Genomic DNA, 18,131 nt, shown 5'->3' with positions numbered 1-18,131 from the left:
CTGTTGGCTTCGGATTCTCTTCGATACCAACTGCTGATCCAAGATTTTACAAAAGCTTCAGCAGAAGCTCTATGTCTTCTCGAATCTGAGGAGTATTCCATTGTCCAAGCTAAACTAATCCTGAAAGCTCTTACAAAGAATTCTTCTTTTGATGATTGGTTTGCAAGTTTTAAAAAATGTCAGCTTGTTTACCCAAATTTAGCTTGCGATCGAGATGTTTTGGAAGAATTCGCAATTCAGGTTCTTTGTAAGGGTGTAAACAACTCTTCATCCACCGTCCGTGCTGTCACTGTTCTTGCTATTGGGCTTGCTAGAGATTTTCGTTTGGTCCCTCTCCTTCTCCAAATTTTTAGTGATGACAGTCCTATTGTTCGATCATTGGCTCTACAGGTTGCTGTTAACTATGGCTCAGAAAGTTTGAAAAAGGCTATAGCAGAGGTTGCTCGCAATGACGAGTCTCTCCATGTTCGAATTACAGCGTATCGGGTAATTGCTCACTTACGTATAGAGGAGCTCTTACCATTTTTAAGAGAACGTGCTGAGAATAAGCTTGTCGATGGCGTGGAACGTCGAGAAGCATGGAAGGCTTCCCTAGAATTTTCTTCTGCATTTTTACATGCTCCTCTACCTAAAAATGATATTGATCGAGCTCTTTTCACTTGTCAAGTATTGCGTAGTGGTTCTTATCCAGAAGAGAGCTGTATTTTTACTGATCTATTATCTGTAGAATATCCTGAAGTTCAAGAAGCTCTTTTACTTGCTGCTCTAGCCTGTAATCGTTGGTTGCCTTTAAGTGATGCAGACTTTCTAAGTAAGGTGCGTCATATAGCGCTATCATCACCGTTCCCAAAAGTGCGTTTTCAAGCTGCAGCCCTTCTCCATTTACATGGAGAACCTTTGGGTTGTAATTCTTTAGTAGAAGGATTACGATCTCCATTAGCTCCTATTTGTGAGGCAGCCTCTGCGGCTCTTTGTTCTTTAGGAATTCATGGGGTCCCTTTAGCGAAAGAGCACTTAGGGATGATTGCTTCTCGAAAGGCGGCGGCTAATCTCGCCATTTTACTTCTTGTCAACCGTGAAGATATCGAAAAAGCTGGCGATGTTATTGCTCGTTATCTCTTTAATCCAGAAATGTGTTGGGCTATAGAACATTTTTTATGGGATGCTCAATGCAATTTTCGGGGAGAGTCTCTCCCTCTATATTCGGACATGATAAAACGTGAGATTGGTAGGAAGTTGATTCGCCTTTTGGCAGTCGCTCGTTATAGCCAAGTCAAGGCAGTAACAGCTACTTTTCTTTCAGGACAACAGACTCAGGGATGGAGCTTCTTTTCTGGAATATTTTGGGAAGAGGGAGATCCTGAGACTTCTGCTGACTTGGTTACTGACGCTTGCTTTGCAGCAAAGCTCGAAGGGGCATTAGCTTCTTTATGTCAGAAAAAGGATCGTCAGTCCTTAGAAAAAGTATTTGAACTTTACATTGACAGTCGCTGGCAAGATAAACTAGCGATTTTGGAGTCTGTTGCTTTTTCGGAAAATCTTGATGCTATTCCTTTTCTTCTAGAGTGCTGTTGTAACGAAGCTCCTTCGTTACAAAGCGCAGCAGCAGGAGCACTCTTTGCTATCTTTAAATAAAATTATTATAGTTTATTTAAGATATAAAGAGAGAGAAGCTCACTATTGTTTTGATGGTCGTAATTTTATTTCGTTCTCTTGAAAATTTGCCTTGGTTACTTAATCTTAATTTTTTAGAAATATAACACTTTGTTATAGATTTTTATCTAATAGCTTCTATAATTTATGAAGAGCATAGTCTCAGGACCATTATGTCATGTATAATCTACCTATAAAATTAGATTTATTTTTTAGATCTTTATTTTCTTTAAGCCTCCGTTATTCTGGACGCTATCTCCATTTTACTCCTAATTTGTTTTAGCACCTGTCTTTAAGCTCACTGGCTTAGAGGAATAATTTTTAAATTCTTTAGTTAAGTTATGGAGTTCTTAGTTTTATGAATTTTTCATTGTTTTTATTTTTCCTGATAGGAATTCAGGGAGTGTGTTTATATATTGGACGTCGTGGTGGCGGGAAAGTAGAAGATCGCGAGAGCTACTTTCTTGCAGGAAGGAGTTTAAAAGTTTTTCCTCTAATGATGACTTTCATTGCTACACAAATTGGCGGGGGTGTCCTTCTTGGTGCAGCAGAAGAAGCTTTCTGCTATGGTTATGGAGTAATTCTTTATCCTTTGGGCGTTGCCTTGGGATTGATTTTTCTAGGGATGGGCCCCGGAAAACGGTTGGCAGCAGGGTCACTAACAACTGTTGTCGCTATCTTTGAGGTTGTCTATGGTTCTAAAAAGCTCCGTAGGATTGCATTTTTATTGTCAGCAGGCTCATTATTTTTTATCTTAGTAGCTCAAGTGATTGCTTTAGATCGCTTGTTTAATGCCTTTGCTTTCGGTAAGTACTTAACCTTGGCTTTTTGGATTGTCCTAGCTTTATATACCTCAACAGGAGGATTTCGAGGAGTAGTACGTACAGATATTATTCAAGCAGGATTTCTCCTATTGGCAGTGGTGTGTTGTGGTATTTCTGTATGGTTTGTAGTTCCCCAATCTCTTCCTTTAACAGAGCCTTTTCAACCGCTCCCCTATGCAAAACTTTCTAATTGGATACTCATGCCCATGCTCTTTATGATCGTCGAACAGGATATGGTGCAAAGATGTGTGGCGGCCTCATCACCACAGCGCCTCCAGTGGGCAGCCGTGGGTGCTGGTGTTACTCTTCTCATTTTTAACTTTGTTCCTTTATTTTTAGGTTCCTTGGGAGCTAAGGTAGGGATTGTAGGAGGATGTCCTCTTATTGATACAATAGCATATTTTTGCGGTCCCTCACTAGCAGCTGTTATGGCTGCTGCTATTGGTGTTGCCATTCTTTCAACAGCAGATTCTCTTATGAATGCAGTCGCTCAGCTTATAGCAGAAGAACTGCCTACTTTGAAAGCGCCCTACTATCGTTATTTAATATGGGGACTAGCAGTTCTTGCTCCTCTTGCTGCTGTTGGTTTCACCAACATTGTAGACGTATTGATTTTAAGCTATAGCCTTTCAGTTTGTTGTCTTTCTGTTCCAGTCGGCTTTTATCTTCTAGCTCCGAAGGGATCTCGCCTTAGCAAAGCTGGTGCTTGGGCAGGAGTTATTGTTGGTGGAGTCGGCTATGGGATTGTTCAGTTTGTCTCTTTCGGAATCTTTGGAGAATTGTTTGCTTGGATTAGCTCTTTAGTGGCGTTTTCCCTTGTACAAATTATCGATTTTTCTTTGCAAAAGAAAAAGCTCTTTAAGGTCTTAAGATTGAATGCTAAAGATTCGGATTAGAGAGTAGGAACTCTTAAATCTGTTGAATTTCTGATTGCCCCCTTCTTTTCCAAAAAGAAGGGGGGATTGATTTTATATTTGATTATTCACTAGCAGGAGCTGGGAGTTGTTTTAATTGGTAGAGTAGGTCAATAATAGAAGAAAGGAAAGCTTGATAGAAGGTCTCTTCAGAGTGGTCAAGAGTACCTTTAAGAAGCTTTCTGCAATATTTTAATAGCCAATACAGAGCGCAAAGTAAACATTGTAAAAGATAGAATTTACATGCTTGTTTTATCATAAACCTCCATAGAAAGACGCATTTTTGCGTTCCTTCAATTGACTGTCAGATAGTTAAAGTGTTATTTTATTTTCAATAAAAATGTGTTTTTAGAAAAATGAATATAAATTTTAATGTTATTAAAAATTTATAATTAATTTTTTTATTTAGAATTTTTCTAAATAGAAGAGATTTTAAATCTTTTCTATTTTAGGTGGACTTGACGAGTTCACGATCTTGCGCAGAGCTTCATATGAGAGAAATGCTTTTTAGTAAATTGTTCAAGCTCTTTCGGAGAGATTTGTTGCTTAGCATCACAAAGAGCCTTGTCAGGATCCGTGTGCACTTCGATCATAAGGCCATCAGCACCTACTGATAAACCAGCAGACGCAAGAGGAAGTACTAGAGAACGTTTTCCTGCTGCATGAGAGGGATCTACGATTACAGGTAGAGAAGAAATCTCTTTCAGAAGACTCACAGTATTAAGATCTAGGGTGTAGCGAGTGGAATTCTCAAAAGTTCGGATTCCTCGTTCACAGAGAATAACTCCAGGGCAGGAGGGGGAAGAGAGAATATATTCTGCTGCACACAACCACTCTTCAAGAGTGGCTGAAGGACTACGTTTTAGAATAATTGGACGATGGGAATAGCTAACCTCTTGTAGTAGAGGGGAGTTGTGCATGTTTTTAGAGCCAATACGGAGGATATCGACATGTTCAGCAGTGATTTCAACATCTCGGACATCTAAAACTTCGGTTTCTGTGGGGAGGCCATGAATACGCTGTGCTTCCTTGTGCCACAAGACACACTCCTTTTCCCACCCTTGAAAGGAAAATGGACTTGTGCGTGGCTTTTTAATAGAACCTCGAAATATTTGGGCCCCAGCTTGTTTTACTGCAAGTCCTGAAGAAATAGTATGCTCATAACTTTCTAATGCACAGGGTCCTGCGATCAGTATGGGGGTTCCACTTCCAACAAATAGATTTCGGGATATACAAACGATGCGGACCTCTTCGGGGTGCTGCTTTAGAGTATGTGGTAAAGGATAAGTAAACGTAAGAATAAGTACCTCGTTTAAAACTAGGGATTCGGATCTTGAGTTTTGTTGTTTGGAGCTTCAGTTTGTGAAGTTTTAGGTATAGGTAAGAGACAGCCGTAATGGTTGGAGAAATGGATTAAGAAGATCCTAGCCTCCGCTTCAGAAGAAAATGAATGTAAAAACCCATGTGATACAGCAAGACTCTGTATATTATTATAGGTATTCTCAGAATCAAACATTGCTTCGCAAACAGCTAGTTGTTGTAAAGGCACAGTTGCCATAGAAGCAACGTCCGAACTTTCAGCTTGATCTTGGACTAGATCTAGGATAGAAGCGAGGTTGCTGGAGTGTAAAGAAAGGAGATAACTAATTAAATTTTCTCTAAAAGCAGAATGGCAAAAGACGGCTGTTGTGCTGTCGGATTTTCTTAAGAGATGGTTAATCATTTGTCTTCTAAATATAGAGTAATTATTCAGGGTTTCTGCAGCCAGTCCAAATACAGGCCGTAGTATTCGGATGAGCTGTTCTTCTTTTTCTAAAAAAGTCTCAAGAGCTGTCTTTTGAAAACATTGAAGCTTGTTTGTGATAGGCGAACTTTTTTGTAGAAGCTCAGGATAATTCTCAAGGAAAGAAAAGACTAAAAAAGATGAACAAAGCGCATCAGATAAAGGTTGTGCACTAAAAGTATTCATGCGTTTTAAAAAAGACTCCCATAGGTTTCCGTGTGTATCGGGAATTTCTTTTATTAGCGATTTAGCCTGGTTTTCCAAATCAAAAGTTGGAAACATACTGTTTGCAAAATTCTTACACCGCAGTTCAAGTATGGGGTCTAAGATCATAATTTCAGGATGGATTTTGAAGAATACGCAGAATGATTGAATGTCCTTTGTGGTAATTGGATAAGAGGGTTTGTGTGCATCTAGGAATATAGATGCTAAAATAGGGTTTAAGAGGTTCTTGAGCTTAGTTTGATTTTCCACTTTCTTAAAAGCATATTGTAACAAGGGAAGTAAGATCATCTTTAAATTTGCTACTGTTTGTTTTGTACTTGGATGTGTCTCTATTAGAGGGTGCTGGAAAATAAAGAACAAGAGTCTTGCTGCAGATGTATAGAGAGAATCTTTCTCTGGTGCTATTTTTGGATCTAGAGGTAAGTTCAAAATCTCCGAAGAACAGACTTGATCCCAGTAGCTTGTCCACGTAGTATTAGTATAAATAGCTGATAATAAATGATTCACTGTTGTTTCAAGCACCTCAGGTTGTTCACTTAGCGGAGGGTTTTCAAAAGAAGCAGATATCAGATTTTTTAGTAATCGTGCCACGCGTATTTGCAAGGATTTAAGTGAAGGTAGAAGTTGTGCCAACCTTAGCCCGTCATGCATTGTTAACAGGGAAAACATATTTGAGGAAGTAACATTGCTTTCCCAGGCGTTCTCTAAATCATCTTTTAGGTAATCTTTAAATCTGTCTGAGACCTCTAAGATATCTTGCAAGTTGCTTTGAGCAGAAATCATGCTATTTAGGATGCCCTCGATTTCTAGGTAGAAACCTTTGCATATTTTATTCAGTTTAGTTGAGGGACTGGTTAGTATAAAAGCAAAAAAAGAAAATGTTTGAGACCAAGGAAGTGTGTCTTTACATCGTCTATCTTTGATTGTTTGAAGAAAGCGTGTAAATTGGCTCTTAATTATTGCAGGCAGATTATCTTTAACTCTAGTAGCAAAAGTTTCTATATCCCATCCAGAGCAGTTCAGGACTGCACTGAGTTTGCAAAAGGCTTGCTCGACCTGAAGTTCGTATTGTCTCCGACTGATTTGCTTTTGTGAATCGAGTGTTTTTAATTCTTGGTCATTCAAAAATAGAGCAGGGAGATGTCCTAGTAGAAGCAGTAACTGATCTTTAGTATTTGTTGATGGTAGAGGTGGTTCAGCAATGAGATTTAAGAAAAGGTTATTATAAGAATGTTTTTTAACAAGAAATTCGAGAGTCTCTGGTAAAAGAGCTTCTTCTATATCACTAACATATATCCTTCTAGCGCTAGCTTCGTCAACAGACATAGCTATGTTGCGACGAGCAGTGTATGTAGAGAGTTTTTGTATAAAGGACACAAGGATAGCGTTGTTTTGTGGATTGAGAATCACTTTATTGTAGAGCTCTTCTAGCGTGAGATAGTTAGCGCAAGATTCTAGTAGGGTAGACACTTGTATCGAAAGAGCCTGATTTTCAGGGGAGGAAGAGGCAAAAGAAAGTTCTCGCACACGTATTGCTTCCTCAGTAAATATGTTACTATTCGTTTCGGAATCTTTCGCTAGGGCGCATAGCCAGCCTACAACATACGAACGGTAGAAGCATCTTCCGTCTCCTGGAACGTTAACAACATAATAATTTGCACTTAGATATTCAATTTGATTAAGAGCCAACTTAGCAATTCGACGCCTTTCAGAAGGAATGAGAGGGTTATGTGCCAATAATTTTAGAGTATCTAAGGGGAAAAATCCTGGTTCGTTTTTGATCTGATTAGGATACGAAGCTAGGAAATAAGGGTTGATCTCCTCTGTCGTCGGGTCAATTATCTGTGAACTGAGAGGCAAAATATCTCGCATGATTGCTTTATTGACCATCCAATTTAGTGAACCAACACCCTCGGGTTGTCGCTGATAGGGGGGCGGAGAGATTTTTTTGATGGGAGGGGGTGTAGTTTTTTTTGGAGGAGCAGGGGGTGTGATATCTTTATCTTCACCAGGTTGTTTATCGGTTTCTAAAATTTTTTTGTCGGAAAGTTCAGGAGAAGACGGAATAGACGGAGATGGAGAGATTTTTTTAATTGGGGGAGGTGTGGGTGTAGGTTTTTTTGGAGAGGAAGGTTTTCTATCATCTTTGTCTTCGGTAAGCTGTTTAGCAGTTTCTAAAGTTTTTTTGTCAGGAGCTCGTGGAATAATTGGGGGAGTTGGTAGTCCCTCTTTTCTAAAGACTTGGTGATGTTTGTAGTAATGAATAAGAAGAAGAAGACCGAGAGTAATAATGTGAAGGAGTATGTACCCTATAGTACGTAATATTCTAAGTATCAACGAATCTTCTGGATTTGTTGTTAAATGGTAAAGATTATCCTTATTGGGAGGAGGGCAGGATGGAGGTGTTGAGACCATAGAACTTAGAAACTGGTTTTTTTAATCTAAAACTATTTTTATCAAAATTATTCAAAGTTAAAAGTTTTTCGACTTTGATCTATTTACTTTTTTTATGTAAACTTTAACATACCATAAAAATTAGAGTACAGAGAACAGATTTCATGTTAAATTTATTTTTCTGCTTTTTTAGAGTGCTTGTCTGTATAATGCTATTAGGCTTAACAAGTTGTCAATCTAGAATAGATCGGAATCGTGTATGGATTGTAGGGACAAACGCAACCTACCCTCCTTTTGAGTCTGTAGACACACAAGGGAAAGTTGTAGGTTTCGATGTAGACTTGGCCGAGGCGATCAGTGAAAAACTTGGAAAACAGCTAGAAATCAGAGAATTTGCTTTTGATGCCTTGATTTTAAATTTAAAAAAACATCGTATTGATGCAATTTTAGCAGGAATGTCGATCACTCCCTCTCGTCAAAAAGAAATCACAATGCTTCCTTATTATGGAGAGGAGGTTCGAGAGCTAATGATTGTTTCTAAGGATTCCTTAGAGAAGCCTCTGCTCCCCCTAACCGACTATTCTTCTATTGCTGTGCAAACAGGAACATTTCAGGAGAACTATCTTTTGTCCCAGCCTGGAGTCTCTGTTCGCTCTTTTGACAGTACCTTAGAAGTAATTATAGAAGTCCATTATGGAAAGTCTCCAATTGGCATTCTCGAACCCTCTATAGGATCCATAGTTCTCAAAGAATTCCCGAATCTTGTTGCCACAAAATTAGAACTTCCTGAGGAATACTGGGTACTCGGTTTTGGTATTGGTCTTGCTAAAGATCGTCCTGAAGAGATTTGCGTTCTTGAAGATGTGATTTCGAATTTAAAGAACGAGGGAGTCCTTCAATCTTTATCTGAGAAATGGCAACTAGATCAAGTTGCCTACAACTAAAGGTAGTCCAAATGGTAGGCTCTTTTCCCTTAACTTCATCCAATATAGGAGAGGCGCTGTCTCGTCATGAAAAATCTATTGAACGCGCATCTGAACGCACATCGCGAATGTATTATGCAGCTTTGATCTTGGGAGCTTTGAGCTGTTTAATTTTCATTGCTATGATTGTCATTTTCCCACAAGTAGGGTTGTGGGCTATCGCCTTAGGTTGTTCTGTAGGATGCTTACTTTTAGGTTTAGCTATAGTTTTTGCTGTCTCAGCCCTTGTCTTAGGGAAAACTTTAGGACCTAGTCCAGAACCAATTCCAAAGATCCCTGTTAAGAAAGAATGGACATCGCTACACGAGAGTTTAGGAAATTATTTCTGGCGTATTGAATTGGCCTCATTATTCTTGCTTGACTACCTGCCTGAATCTCTGGTTGTCTATTCCCAAGACAGATCATTAGATATCGATCGCACCCTAAAAAATATACTAGAATTAGAACCTCTATCTACAACTCTTTTGCTTTTGAAGAAAGATTGTGTCCACATCAATATAATTCTTCATCTGGTTAGACAGTGGAATCTACAGGAGATTGAACTCAATTCGGAAGTAACACAATGTGCGGAAGAGCTCCTTCAGTTTCTAATAGAAGAGCAATATTATTCAGAGGATCTTTTGCAGCTTGCTCGCTATGGAGATGCTTTAAAGACATCCTCTCCCTTGCTAGATTGGGCAACTTCAGGACGATTTTGTGTGAATGAAGACGAACAGACATTTACCTATCGACAAGAAGAATGTTCTCCTGAAGTCGCGTTGTTCCAATTTGATCTTCTTTTGTCCTTGGAGAATCCAGATCGACTTTTCTTAAAGGATTCTTTCCTGACCTATATTTGGTCTTCTTCGTTTTTTGAGGCGTTTTTACGTCGTCATTTAGCAAGCCTAGTGGAAAGATTACCAGGACAGGAGATTGATGTTTTGGCGTATGAAAGAAAAATAGAGGGATTTCTTTCTCGATATCTTAAGAAATTAGATACTATTAGTTCTTTCTCGTTGGATTGGGGACATAGCTTTGTCGAGGGAGCAAGGTGTTACAAGAGCGCCGAACAACGGTTAGAAAAACTCTTTGTTGATTTTTCTTCTGCTATCTTGGCTATGAGAAGACTATTTGAGAAGTATACTTCCATAAAAGTTGAGAAAGCAAAGATTAAGGAGCAGCTGATTATGGGTCGTGAAATGATTCAGAATGAGGGTGCATTTTACTGTAGTTTGTATCAATACCCTTTATCTTATTTTATAGATTGGGCGACTCTGTTAGAATCTATTCATAAGGGAGGAATTTCCGAAGAAGATCAACCTGACTACGCGGTGTGTTTGCGGGGTCTGGATTCTATGTTGTCCTTCTTTGGTGAGCGGTTCAAATTAGGGCGAAAGGCTTTTGCTAATCCAAGAGCTGTGTTAAGTGAGCAACAGGGCATCATACTTGTTAATAGCTTAGCAACCCAGGGGATGTCTTTCCAAGGATTGAAAAGTTTGATGTATTTGATATCTCTTCCGGAAAGAATTTGGTTAGGAGCTTTGCCTTTATTTGAATCTTCTTCTGTATCTTCTTCTTTATATGATCAGTTGAAAGAATTCCTTGATGATTCTCGTCGATCTTAGATTTGTATTAAAAAGGAACAAATTGCATGTTGGGTTCTTCGCCATGTTATCCTGGTGCTGGTAATATTGAAGAATATAAAAATAGATACTTCTATTGTCAGTTATGTGCACAGATAGTAAGTCCTTATACTGCTCGTGTTGTTGTTGTTGATCTTCAGGACACTTCTACAGGTGTAATTGATGTCATGCGCTGTAAACAACATAAGTTTCAGGGCCTACCTGTACATGGTCCCATTACCTCTTTATGGGCTTTAGAGCCTGTAGGAAACAAAACTGCGAGATTAGAATCTGAGATGTACGCTATCTGTTCTCAGGTAAAGAATTTAGATCTTTTCTCTATTATGGGCTGGGCCCTTGGTGGGTTGTGCATTCTTGCTGCGCTTATTTTGGGAGTAATGGTTCAAGGGCCTTTGATCGCTGGATTAAGTAGTTGGGTGATTCCCTCTATTGTTGGGGGGATTGGTGTGATTTTATGTTTAACCGGACTTTTGATAGCTTACTTTGGAAAAACTAAAGTTCGTCAATGGCTTGCTCTCTCAAAGGAATACATAACCCATTGTCATCTTCGTCAAATACAAAAAAATTCTGAAAATTATTCTGTGATTACCCAATATCCTGCGACTTGTGCATTATCCAAACCCATTACACAACTATCCCTTGAGAATAACTCTAATCAAATGCAGCTTGCTGGTAAAATCGATATTTAATTTTTTGATAGGTTGTTCCCTATAGTATCAAAGGAGCAGAGTGCGTTTTCTGTGGATTTTCATTTGGCAAACATTGTTTAAAAAGTTATTGATGATTCAAAACGAAGGTTCTAGCAACTTCTTGACTTTAAGATCTAAAGTCAAGAGACTGTCTGAAGATTTTATTGGCTTATGGATATGGATAAGCAATTAGTATGGCACATGATATCCAGGAAGACTCTTTAGGTAAGTTGATATTTTTAGGGACAGGAAATCCGGAAGGGATTCCCGTAGCTTTTTGCTCTTGCAGGATTTGTCAGGAGAATAAGATTCATCGTTTACGAGCTTCTGTTTTGATTCAATACCGAAAGAAGAATTTTCTTATCGACACAGGACCTGATTTTCGCACCCAAATGTTGGCTGCAGGTGTTTCTGAGCTTTCCGGAGTGTTTCTTACTCATTTTCACTATGATCATATTGGTGGTATTGATGATCTGCGTGCTTGGTACATAGTGACCCAGCGTTCTTTGCCTATAGTTCTTTCGGCAAATACTTATAAACTTTTAGAAAAGACAAAGGATTATCTTCTGACTCCTCATAATACCAATTCTTCCCTTCCTGCAGTTCTAGAGTTTAAAATTTTAAATGAGGAATACGGTGAGGATGAATTTGAAGGAATTCCCTATACCTATATTTCTTATTACCAAAGGTCATGTCATGTAACAGGATTCCGTTTTGGGAATCTTGTGTATCTTACGGATCTCCATAGTTATGATCCGAAGATTTTTAGTTACTTAGATAATGTAGACACATTAATTGTATCAGCGGGTCCCTCGGAGATTCCTCTTGCCTTTCAAGGATATAAGACTTCTCACCTTACTGTAGAAGAGGTTAGAGACTTTGCTGATCATGCAGGGGTAAGTAATTTGATTATTACACATATAAGTCATTGTTTAGAAGCGGAACGCCATCAGCATGAACAGGTGACATTTGCCTATGATGGGATGGAGGTTCTATGGAAAATTTAGATAATAAAAGTGAGGAACAAGATTCGCGATATTCTGGGCTTTCTTTGGGAATGAGATTCGATCTTCCCCGTAAAGAACAAGATGCCTCTCAAGCTCTAGCAATAGCATGCTATCAGAATAAGATAGATCCTCAGATGGTTCAAGAACACTTAGATGAATTGGTAGCGCTTGCAGAGTCTTGTGGCATTTCAGTTTTACAGACTCATTCTTGGATTTTAAAGGTTCCCTCTGCTTCTACATACATCAATACAGGGAAGCTAGAGGAAATTGAGGAAGTCTTGAAGGAGCTCCCCTCTATAGGAACTTTAATTATAGATGAGGAAATTACACCGTCTCAGCAACGGAATTTAGAGAAACGCTTGGGACTCGTGGTTTTAGATAGGACAGAGCTAATTTTAGAAATTTTTTCAAGTCGTGCTCTTACGGCAGAGGCAAATATCCAAGTCCAATTAGCACAAGCGCGCTATCTCCTTCCTCGTCTAAAAAGAATGTGGGGTCACCTTTCTAGACAAAAGTCAGGAGGAGGTGGTAGTGGAGGGTTTGTTAAGGGGGAAGGGGAAAAGCAAATTGAATTAGATCGTAGGATGGTGCGTGAGCGCATTCACAAACTTTCGGCACAGCTAAAATCTGTGATGAAACAACGTGCAGAACGACGCAAAGTGAAATCCCGACGAGGAATCCCTACCTTTGCTTTAATAGGATACACAAATTCAGGGAAGAGCACTCTGTTAAACTTGCTAACCTCAGCAGGAACGTATGTTGAGGATAAATTGTTTGCTACTCTGGATCCTAAAACTCGTAGGTGCGTACTTCCCGGGGGGCGCCACGTTCTTCTTACTGATACCGTGGGTTTTATTCGAAAGCTACCTCATACTTTAGTAGCAGCATTTAAGAGTACCTTAGAGGCAGCTTTCCATGAAGATGTTCTCCTTCATGTTGTAGATGCTTCACATCCCTTAGCTTTAGAACATGTGCAAACAACTTACGATCTTCTTAAAGAATTGGGGGTTGAGAAACCTAAGATAATTACGGTGTTGAACAAGGTGGATAGGCTCTCTGAAGGCGTATTGTCCACGAAATTGCGCTTGTTTTCTTCACGTCCAGTGTTAATTTCAGCAAAAACTGGCGAGGGAATTCAGAATCTTCTTACCGTAATGGCAGAGATAATTCGAGAGAAAAGTCTGCATGTAATCTTGAATTTTCCCTATAAAGAATATGGCAGGTTCACAGAACTTTGTGATGCAGGCCTTGTTATCTCTCATAGATATCAAGAAGATATTTTAGTTGTTGAGGCTCACCTCCCTAGGGAGCTTCAAAAGAAGTTTCGTCCTTTCGTTTCCTATTCTTTTTTTGAAGATAGTGAAAATCAAGAAGGTGATAGCGAGCTTGCATAGAGTTCTTTGGTTGCTAGATAGTTTTCTTCTCGGATATGGAATCTTTGTTAGTGAGAAAAAGAGTGATATTTTAAACTACCTACTCACCACTAGATATATTAAAGTCCATAGAACTATATGACGGTTACAGAGGTCAAAAGAACATTTAAACTTGTTTGTTTAGGATGTCGGGTCAATCAGTATGAGATCCAAGCTTATCGAGACCAATTAACTATTTTAGGATATCAAGAGATTGTCGATTCCGAAATCCCTGTGGATTTATGTATAATCAATACTTGTGCTGTAACGTCTTCGGCTGAGAGTTCAGGACGTCATGCTGTCCGCCAGTTATGTCGTCAGAATCCTGAAGCACATATTGTTGTTACAGGGTGTTTGGGCGAATCTGATAAAAACTTTTTTGCTTCTTTGGATCGAAAATGCACCATTGTCCCAAATAAGGAAAAATCTCACCTTATAGATAAGATCTTTCCACATGATGATAAATTCCCTGAATTTAAAATCCATAGTTTTGAAGGAAAATCAAGAGCTTTTATCAAAGTTCAGGATGGCTGCAATTCTTTCTGTTCCTATTGTATTATTCCCTATTTGCGGGGGCGTTCGGTATCGCGTCCTGCTAGCGAAATTTTAAGGGAAATCCAGGGGATTATAGAACAGGGGTATCGTGAGGTTGTTATTGCAGGCATTAATGTTGGAGATTATCGTGATGGAGAGTTGTCTCTAGGTTCTCTAGTAAAGCAAATAGATCAGATTCCAGGAATAGATCGGATTCGCATTTCCTCCATAGATCCTGATGATATTGATGAAGAGCTTTACGATGCCATCACCTCATCGCGTCATACGTGTCCTTCTTCGCATCTTGTTCTTCAGTCAGGATCAAATTCTATTTTAAAGAGGATGAATCGCAAGTATTCTCGTGGAGATTTTTTAGATTGTGTAGACAAGTTTCGTGCTTATGATCCTAACTATGCCTTCACTACAGATGTCATTGTGGGATTCCCTGGAGAGAGTGATCAAGATTTTGAAGATACACTGAGAATTATTGAAGATGTCGGTTTTATTAAGGTCCACAGTTTTCCTTACAGTTCTCGCCCCCGAACAAAGGCATCTACTTTTGATAATCAACTTCCTCAGCAAGTGATTCATGAAAGGAAAAAGCATCTTGCTGAGGTTGCGAAGAAAGTCAGTCAGAAGGAAATGCAAAAGCGTTTAGGAGCAACAACGGAGGTACTTGTGGAACAGATAACAGATCAAGTTGCTCTAGGCCATTCTCCTTATTTTGAAATGGTGTCTTTCCCTATAGTTGAGAAGATAGCTATCAATACACTAGTTACTGTCTGCCTCCATACAGTAGAAGATAAAGGTTTGATTGGAGAATGCATATGATTGATATTATGCAATATTTTAAGCCTTATACCATAGTTCCAGGACAGAAATTACTAATTCCAGGATCTTTACTCTATGCTCAGGTGTTTCCAGCATTTTGGCGTTTGTTTTCTTCAGAACACGAGGTTTTAAATGAGGAAGCAGTAGAGGTTCAAGGGCCTTTGAAGCGTTTTGCAGTTTTTCAAGATTTACATCGGGGAGGGCTTACAGTTACTTCTGAGAGCTATAAATATTACCTGCTCCCCTCTGGGGAATGTACAAATTCTGTGAAAGGGAAGTTGCCTTCAGCTAAGAAGGCAGGTCCTCTTTTATCTCTTGGCGTCCATAAACATGCTGATTGGCAGAAGGTCCGTCGTCGGCGTGACCTTAAAGAAATTCTCCCTCTATGGTTTCGCCTGGCTGCTATGGTCCCAGAATCCTGTCGTAAGACTACGGAAATCTCTATAATTGGAGAGGTTTTAAAGACAGCACATCACAAAGTTATAGAGAAACACACTACGGAGATAGTTCCTACATTACTCTCTCTAGCTCTTGCGGGATTTTCAGACTGCTTTCTTCCTAGGATCTATGATGAAGAATATCAAGGAATCTTACCTTGTAGTGCCCATGAACAAAAAAGTGTTCCCTTTTCTCTTCTTTATGATAGCTTTGCTATCATCAAAGATATTTTTGTAAGACAAGAAGGACAGTGCGTAGACATCCTTCCTGCCCTGCCTCCTGAATTCCCTTGCGGTCGTTTGGTTAATGTTGCTCTTTGTAATCTTGGGACTTTATCCATAGTTTGGACAAAAAAAACGATTCGTCAAGTGGAGCTTAATGCAGAACACAATGGTGAGGTATTTTTGAAGTTTTGTTCTTCGCTATCTAGTGCTCGTCTTCGTGAGTGGTCACAAAGAAGTCTCTCTGGATTGCGAAGACTTTCTTTAAGAGAAAGTCTGGAGATAAAAGCGGGAACCACATATCTATGGGATTGTTTCCATAAATAGATAGCTTCTCTATGGTTGATAGATTGATCAATCCTTGGGATCTTGATCTGCTAGTGTCTGGAAAGCAGAAGGATCCTCACAAACTTTTAGGAATCCTTCCAGATAAAGATTGTTCCGATCGCATTATTCTTTTCCGCCCAGGGGCCAGAAGGGTTGCTGTTGAGTTTTTGGGAGAGCATTATAACGCTACTCCTCATCATTCAGGACTTTTTTCTTTATCTGTTCCTAAGGGAACCAGACACAGAGATTACCGTGTTTATCATCAGAATGGTCTTTTAGCGCATGATCCTTATGCATTTCCCCCTATGTGGGGAGAAGTCGACTCTTTCTTATTTCATAAGGGAACGCATTATCGCATTTATGAACGTATGGGGGCAATTCCTATAGAATTTCATGGCATCTCTGGTGTGCTCTTCGTACTTTGGGCTCCTCATGCACAGAGGGTATCTGTAGTTGGAGATTTCAATTTTTGGCATGGACTTGTCAATCCTTTACGTAAGGTTTCTGATAAAGGAATTTGGGAACTTTTTGTTCCAGGTTTAGAAGAAGGAAGCCGATATAAGTGGGAGATTGTTACGAAAACGGGGAGTCTAATCATAAAAACAGACCCCTATGGAAAGAGTTTTGGTCCTCCACCTCAAAGTGTTGCTATTGTTGCTGATAGTCATAACTATTCTTGGAATGATCGTAACTGGATCGAACAGCGTGCTAAGCAAAATGAAAAACCTATCTTGATCTATGAAGTGCACTTTGGTTCTTGGCAATGGCATGAAGGCAGGCCTTTAAGTTATAGTGAAATGGCGCATCGTCTTGCCAGGTATTGCAAGGAGATGCATTATACCCATGTAGAACTTCTTCCTATTACTGAACATCCTTTAAATGAGTCTTGGGGATATCAAGTAACAGGATATTATGCTCCGACATCAAGATACGGTTCTTTTCATGAATTTCAGTATTTTGTTGATTATTTACACCAAGAACATATCGGAGTGATTTTAGATTGGGTTCCAGGGCATTTTCCTATAGATGATTTTGCTCTTGCCTCTTTTGATGGAGAGCCACTTTATGAGTATACAGGTTATAGTGAGCTTCTTCATCCTCATTGGAATACACTTACCTTTGACTATAGTCGTAATGAAGTTTCCAACTTTTTAATAGGAAGTGCTTTATTTTGGCTCGATAAAATGCATATCGATGGATTGCGTGTGGATGCTGTAGCTTCGATGCTTTACCTTGATTATGGTCGTCAGCAGGGAGAATGGACTCCAAATATTCATGGAGGAAAGGAAAACCTTGCATCTATAGAATTTCTAAAACATCTGAACTCTATAATTCATAAGGAATATCCTGGGGTGTTGACCTTTGCAGAAGAGTCTACAGCATTCCCAGGGGTTACTAAGAATGTAGATTGTGGTGGGCTTGGGTTTGATTATAAATGGAATTTAGGTTGGATGCACGATACGTTCCATTACTTTGCAAAAGATCCGATTTATCGTGCCTACCATCAAAAAGATCTTACTTTTAGTCTATGGTATGCCTTCGATGAATCTTTTATTCTTCCTTTATCACATGATGAGGTAGTCCATGGTAAAGGAAGTCTAATTAAGAAGTTGCCTGGAGATTCCTGGACTCAGTTCGCTCAGATGAGATTGTTACTCAGTTACCAAATCTGCCTACCCGGAAAGAAATTGCTCTTTATGGGAGGAGAATTTGGCCAATACAGAGAGTGGTCTCCTGATCGTCCTTTAGACTGGGAACTTTTAGACCTCGATTATCATAGAACTTTGCAGCGCTGTATTGCTGAATTGAATGCTTTGTATATTACTCAACGTTGCCTATGGATAGGAGAGAACTCTAGAGATTGTTTTGCTTGGATAGACTTTAATGACGAAGTAAACAATGTAATTGCTTATTACAGATTTGCTGCTGGGGATCACTCTTCAGCGCTTCTTTGTGTGCATCATTTTAGTGCCGTAAACTTTCCTTCCTATATTTTAAGATGTGAACACTTAAATCGTTGTGAGCTCCTTTTCAATACTGATGATGAGGCTTTCGGAGGTTCGGGGCAAGGAAGACGTTTGCCTGTGATTTGTCAAGATAACGGTATCCCCTGGGGTCTTGATATAGAGCTCCCTCCTCTAGCTACCCTTATTTATGCTGTGACTTTTCTTTAGAAGTTTAATTTTAAATATTTCATTTCTAACTTGTTAATTATTTTTTATATTTTTGATTTATAATTGATATTAATAATTGTTTTATAATTAAAAATAATTA

Annotated in this window: 13 protein-coding genes; 10 read left to right on the top strand and 3 right to left on the bottom strand. The window is 39.2% G+C overall.

The features are described from left to right. Together C834KP_RS02200 and C834KP_RS02195 are read left to right on the top strand one after the other, a co-directional pair. Positions 1 to 1,635 carry a HEAT repeat domain-containing protein gene (locus C834KP_RS02200; RefSeq protein WP_108896568.1) on the top strand — a complete coding sequence of 545 codons (1,635 nt, stop codon included), beginning with the start codon at positions 1 to 3 and terminating at the stop codon, positions 1,633 to 1,635. Between the two features lie 376 nt (positions 1,636 to 2,011). Further along, positions 2,012 to 3,373 (top strand): sodium:solute symporter family protein, encoded by a 1,362-nt coding sequence (locus tag C834KP_RS02195; protein ID WP_108896567.1) that lies wholly within the window; start codon positions 2,012 to 2,014, stop codon positions 3,371 to 3,373. An 82-nt stretch (positions 3,374 to 3,455) separates the two neighbouring features. Here the strand turns inward: C834KP_RS02195 and C834KP_RS02190 are convergent, their stop codons facing one another. The 3 genes from C834KP_RS02190 to C834KP_RS02180 all read right to left on the bottom strand — a co-directional run bounded on the left by C834KP_RS02190 (position 3,456) and on the right by C834KP_RS02180 (position 7,814). Beyond that, entirely contained in the window at positions 3,456 to 3,650 is a 195-nt protein-coding gene (locus C834KP_RS02190) for a hypothetical protein (protein WP_108896566.1), read from the bottom strand. 208 nt (positions 3,651 to 3,858) lie between these two features. After that, positions 3,859 to 4,692: a 3-deoxy-7-phosphoheptulonate synthase gene (gene aroF, locus C834KP_RS02185; RefSeq protein ID WP_108896565.1), complete on the bottom strand. Its 834-nt coding sequence runs from the start codon at positions 4,690 to 4,692 to the stop codon at positions 3,859 to 3,861. Positions 4,693 to 4,709: 17 nt separating this feature from the next. After that, positions 4,710 to 7,814, bottom strand: coding sequence for an OTU domain-containing protein (locus tag C834KP_RS02180; RefSeq protein ID WP_108896564.1), 3,105 nt, complete (start codon positions 7,812 to 7,814; stop codon positions 4,710 to 4,712). A 143-nt stretch (positions 7,815 to 7,957) separates the two neighbouring features. Between C834KP_RS02180 and C834KP_RS02175 the strand changes: the two genes are divergently transcribed. The 8 genes from C834KP_RS02175 (at position 7,958) to glgB (ending at position 18,031) form a co-directional block, all read left to right on the top strand. Then, a complete protein-coding gene (locus tag C834KP_RS02175) occupies positions 7,958 to 8,737 on the top strand; it encodes a transporter substrate-binding domain-containing protein (RefSeq protein WP_420808679.1) in 780 nt (259 codons plus the stop codon). 11 nt (positions 8,738 to 8,748) lie between these two features. Further along, on the top strand, positions 8,749 to 10,380 hold the full coding sequence (locus C834KP_RS02170) for a hypothetical protein (RefSeq protein ID WP_108896562.1): 1,632 nt from the start codon (positions 8,749 to 8,751) through the stop codon (positions 10,378 to 10,380). A 26-nt stretch (positions 10,381 to 10,406) separates the two neighbouring features. Continuing rightward, on the top strand, positions 10,407 to 11,087 hold the full coding sequence (locus C834KP_RS02165) for a hypothetical protein (protein WP_108896561.1): 681 nt from the start codon (positions 10,407 to 10,409) through the stop codon (positions 11,085 to 11,087). Between the two features lie 194 nt (positions 11,088 to 11,281). Next, positions 11,282 to 12,094 carry an MBL fold metallo-hydrolase gene (locus C834KP_RS02160; protein ID WP_108896560.1) on the top strand — a complete coding sequence of 271 codons (813 nt, stop codon included), beginning with the start codon at positions 11,282 to 11,284 and terminating at the stop codon, positions 12,092 to 12,094. Continuing rightward, positions 12,082 to 13,488 carry a GTPase HflX gene (gene hflX / locus C834KP_RS02155; RefSeq protein ID WP_108896559.1) on the top strand — a complete coding sequence of 469 codons (1,407 nt, stop codon included), beginning with the start codon at positions 12,082 to 12,084 and terminating at the stop codon, positions 13,486 to 13,488. The genes C834KP_RS02160 and hflX overlap by 13 nt, the downstream gene beginning before the upstream one ends. A 117-nt stretch (positions 13,489 to 13,605) precedes the next feature. After that, positions 13,606 to 14,871, top strand: coding sequence for a tRNA (N(6)-L-threonylcarbamoyladenosine(37)-C(2))-methylthiotransferase MtaB (gene mtaB, locus C834KP_RS02150; protein ID WP_108896558.1), 1,266 nt, complete (start codon positions 13,606 to 13,608; stop codon positions 14,869 to 14,871). After that, a complete protein-coding gene (locus tag C834KP_RS02145) occupies positions 14,868 to 15,857 on the top strand; it encodes a hypothetical protein (RefSeq protein WP_108896557.1) in 990 nt (329 codons plus the stop codon). Before mtaB ends, C834KP_RS02145 begins: the two co-directional genes overlap by 4 nt. Before the next feature lie 11 nt (positions 15,858 to 15,868). Next, positions 15,869 to 18,031 carry a 1,4-alpha-glucan branching protein GlgB gene (gene glgB / locus C834KP_RS02140; RefSeq protein ID WP_108896556.1) on the top strand — a complete coding sequence of 721 codons (2,163 nt, stop codon included), beginning with the start codon at positions 15,869 to 15,871 and terminating at the stop codon, positions 18,029 to 18,031. Positions 18,032 to 18,131: the final 100 nt, after the last annotated feature.

It is taken from the genome of Chlamydia serpentis (assembly GCF_900239945.1).
In the GTDB taxonomy this organism is placed as follows: Bacteria; Chlamydiota; Chlamydiia; order Chlamydiales; family Chlamydiaceae; genus Chlamydia; species Chlamydia serpentis.
This window is presented reverse-complemented; position numbering and strand designations above follow the sequence as displayed.

Bases quoted from the DNA above. Each gene is read 5' to 3' on its own strand.
- C834KP_RS02195 (WP_108896567.1), top strand. From the start codon at position 2,012: ATGAATTTTTCATTGTTTTTATTTTTCCTGATAGGAATTCAGGGAGTG.
- C834KP_RS02190 (WP_108896566.1), bottom strand. From the start codon at position 3,650: ATGATAAAACAAGCATGTAAATTCTATCTTTTACAATGTTTACTTTGC.
- C834KP_RS02180 (WP_108896564.1), bottom strand. From the start codon at position 7,814: ATGGTCTCAACACCTCCATCCTGCCCTCCTCCCAATAAGGATAATCTT.
- C834KP_RS02175 (WP_420808679.1), top strand. From the start codon at position 7,958: ATGTTAAATTTATTTTTCTGCTTTTTTAGAGTGCTTGTCTGTATAATG.
- C834KP_RS02170 (WP_108896562.1), top strand. From the start codon at position 8,749: ATGGTAGGCTCTTTTCCCTTAACTTCATCCAATATAGGAGAGGCGCTG.
- C834KP_RS02165 (WP_108896561.1), top strand. From the start codon at position 10,407: ATGTTGGGTTCTTCGCCATGTTATCCTGGTGCTGGTAATATTGAAGAA.
- C834KP_RS02160 (WP_108896560.1), top strand. From the start codon at position 11,282: ATGGCACATGATATCCAGGAAGACTCTTTAGGTAAGTTGATATTTTTA.
- hflX (WP_108896559.1), top strand. From the start codon at position 12,082: ATGGAAAATTTAGATAATAAAAGTGAGGAACAAGATTCGCGATATTCT.
- mtaB (WP_108896558.1), top strand. From the start codon at position 13,606: ATGACGGTTACAGAGGTCAAAAGAACATTTAAACTTGTTTGTTTAGGA.
- C834KP_RS02145 (WP_108896557.1), top strand. From the start codon at position 14,868: ATGATTGATATTATGCAATATTTTAAGCCTTATACCATAGTTCCAGGA.
- glgB (WP_108896556.1), top strand. From the start codon at position 15,869: ATGGTTGATAGATTGATCAATCCTTGGGATCTTGATCTGCTAGTGTCT.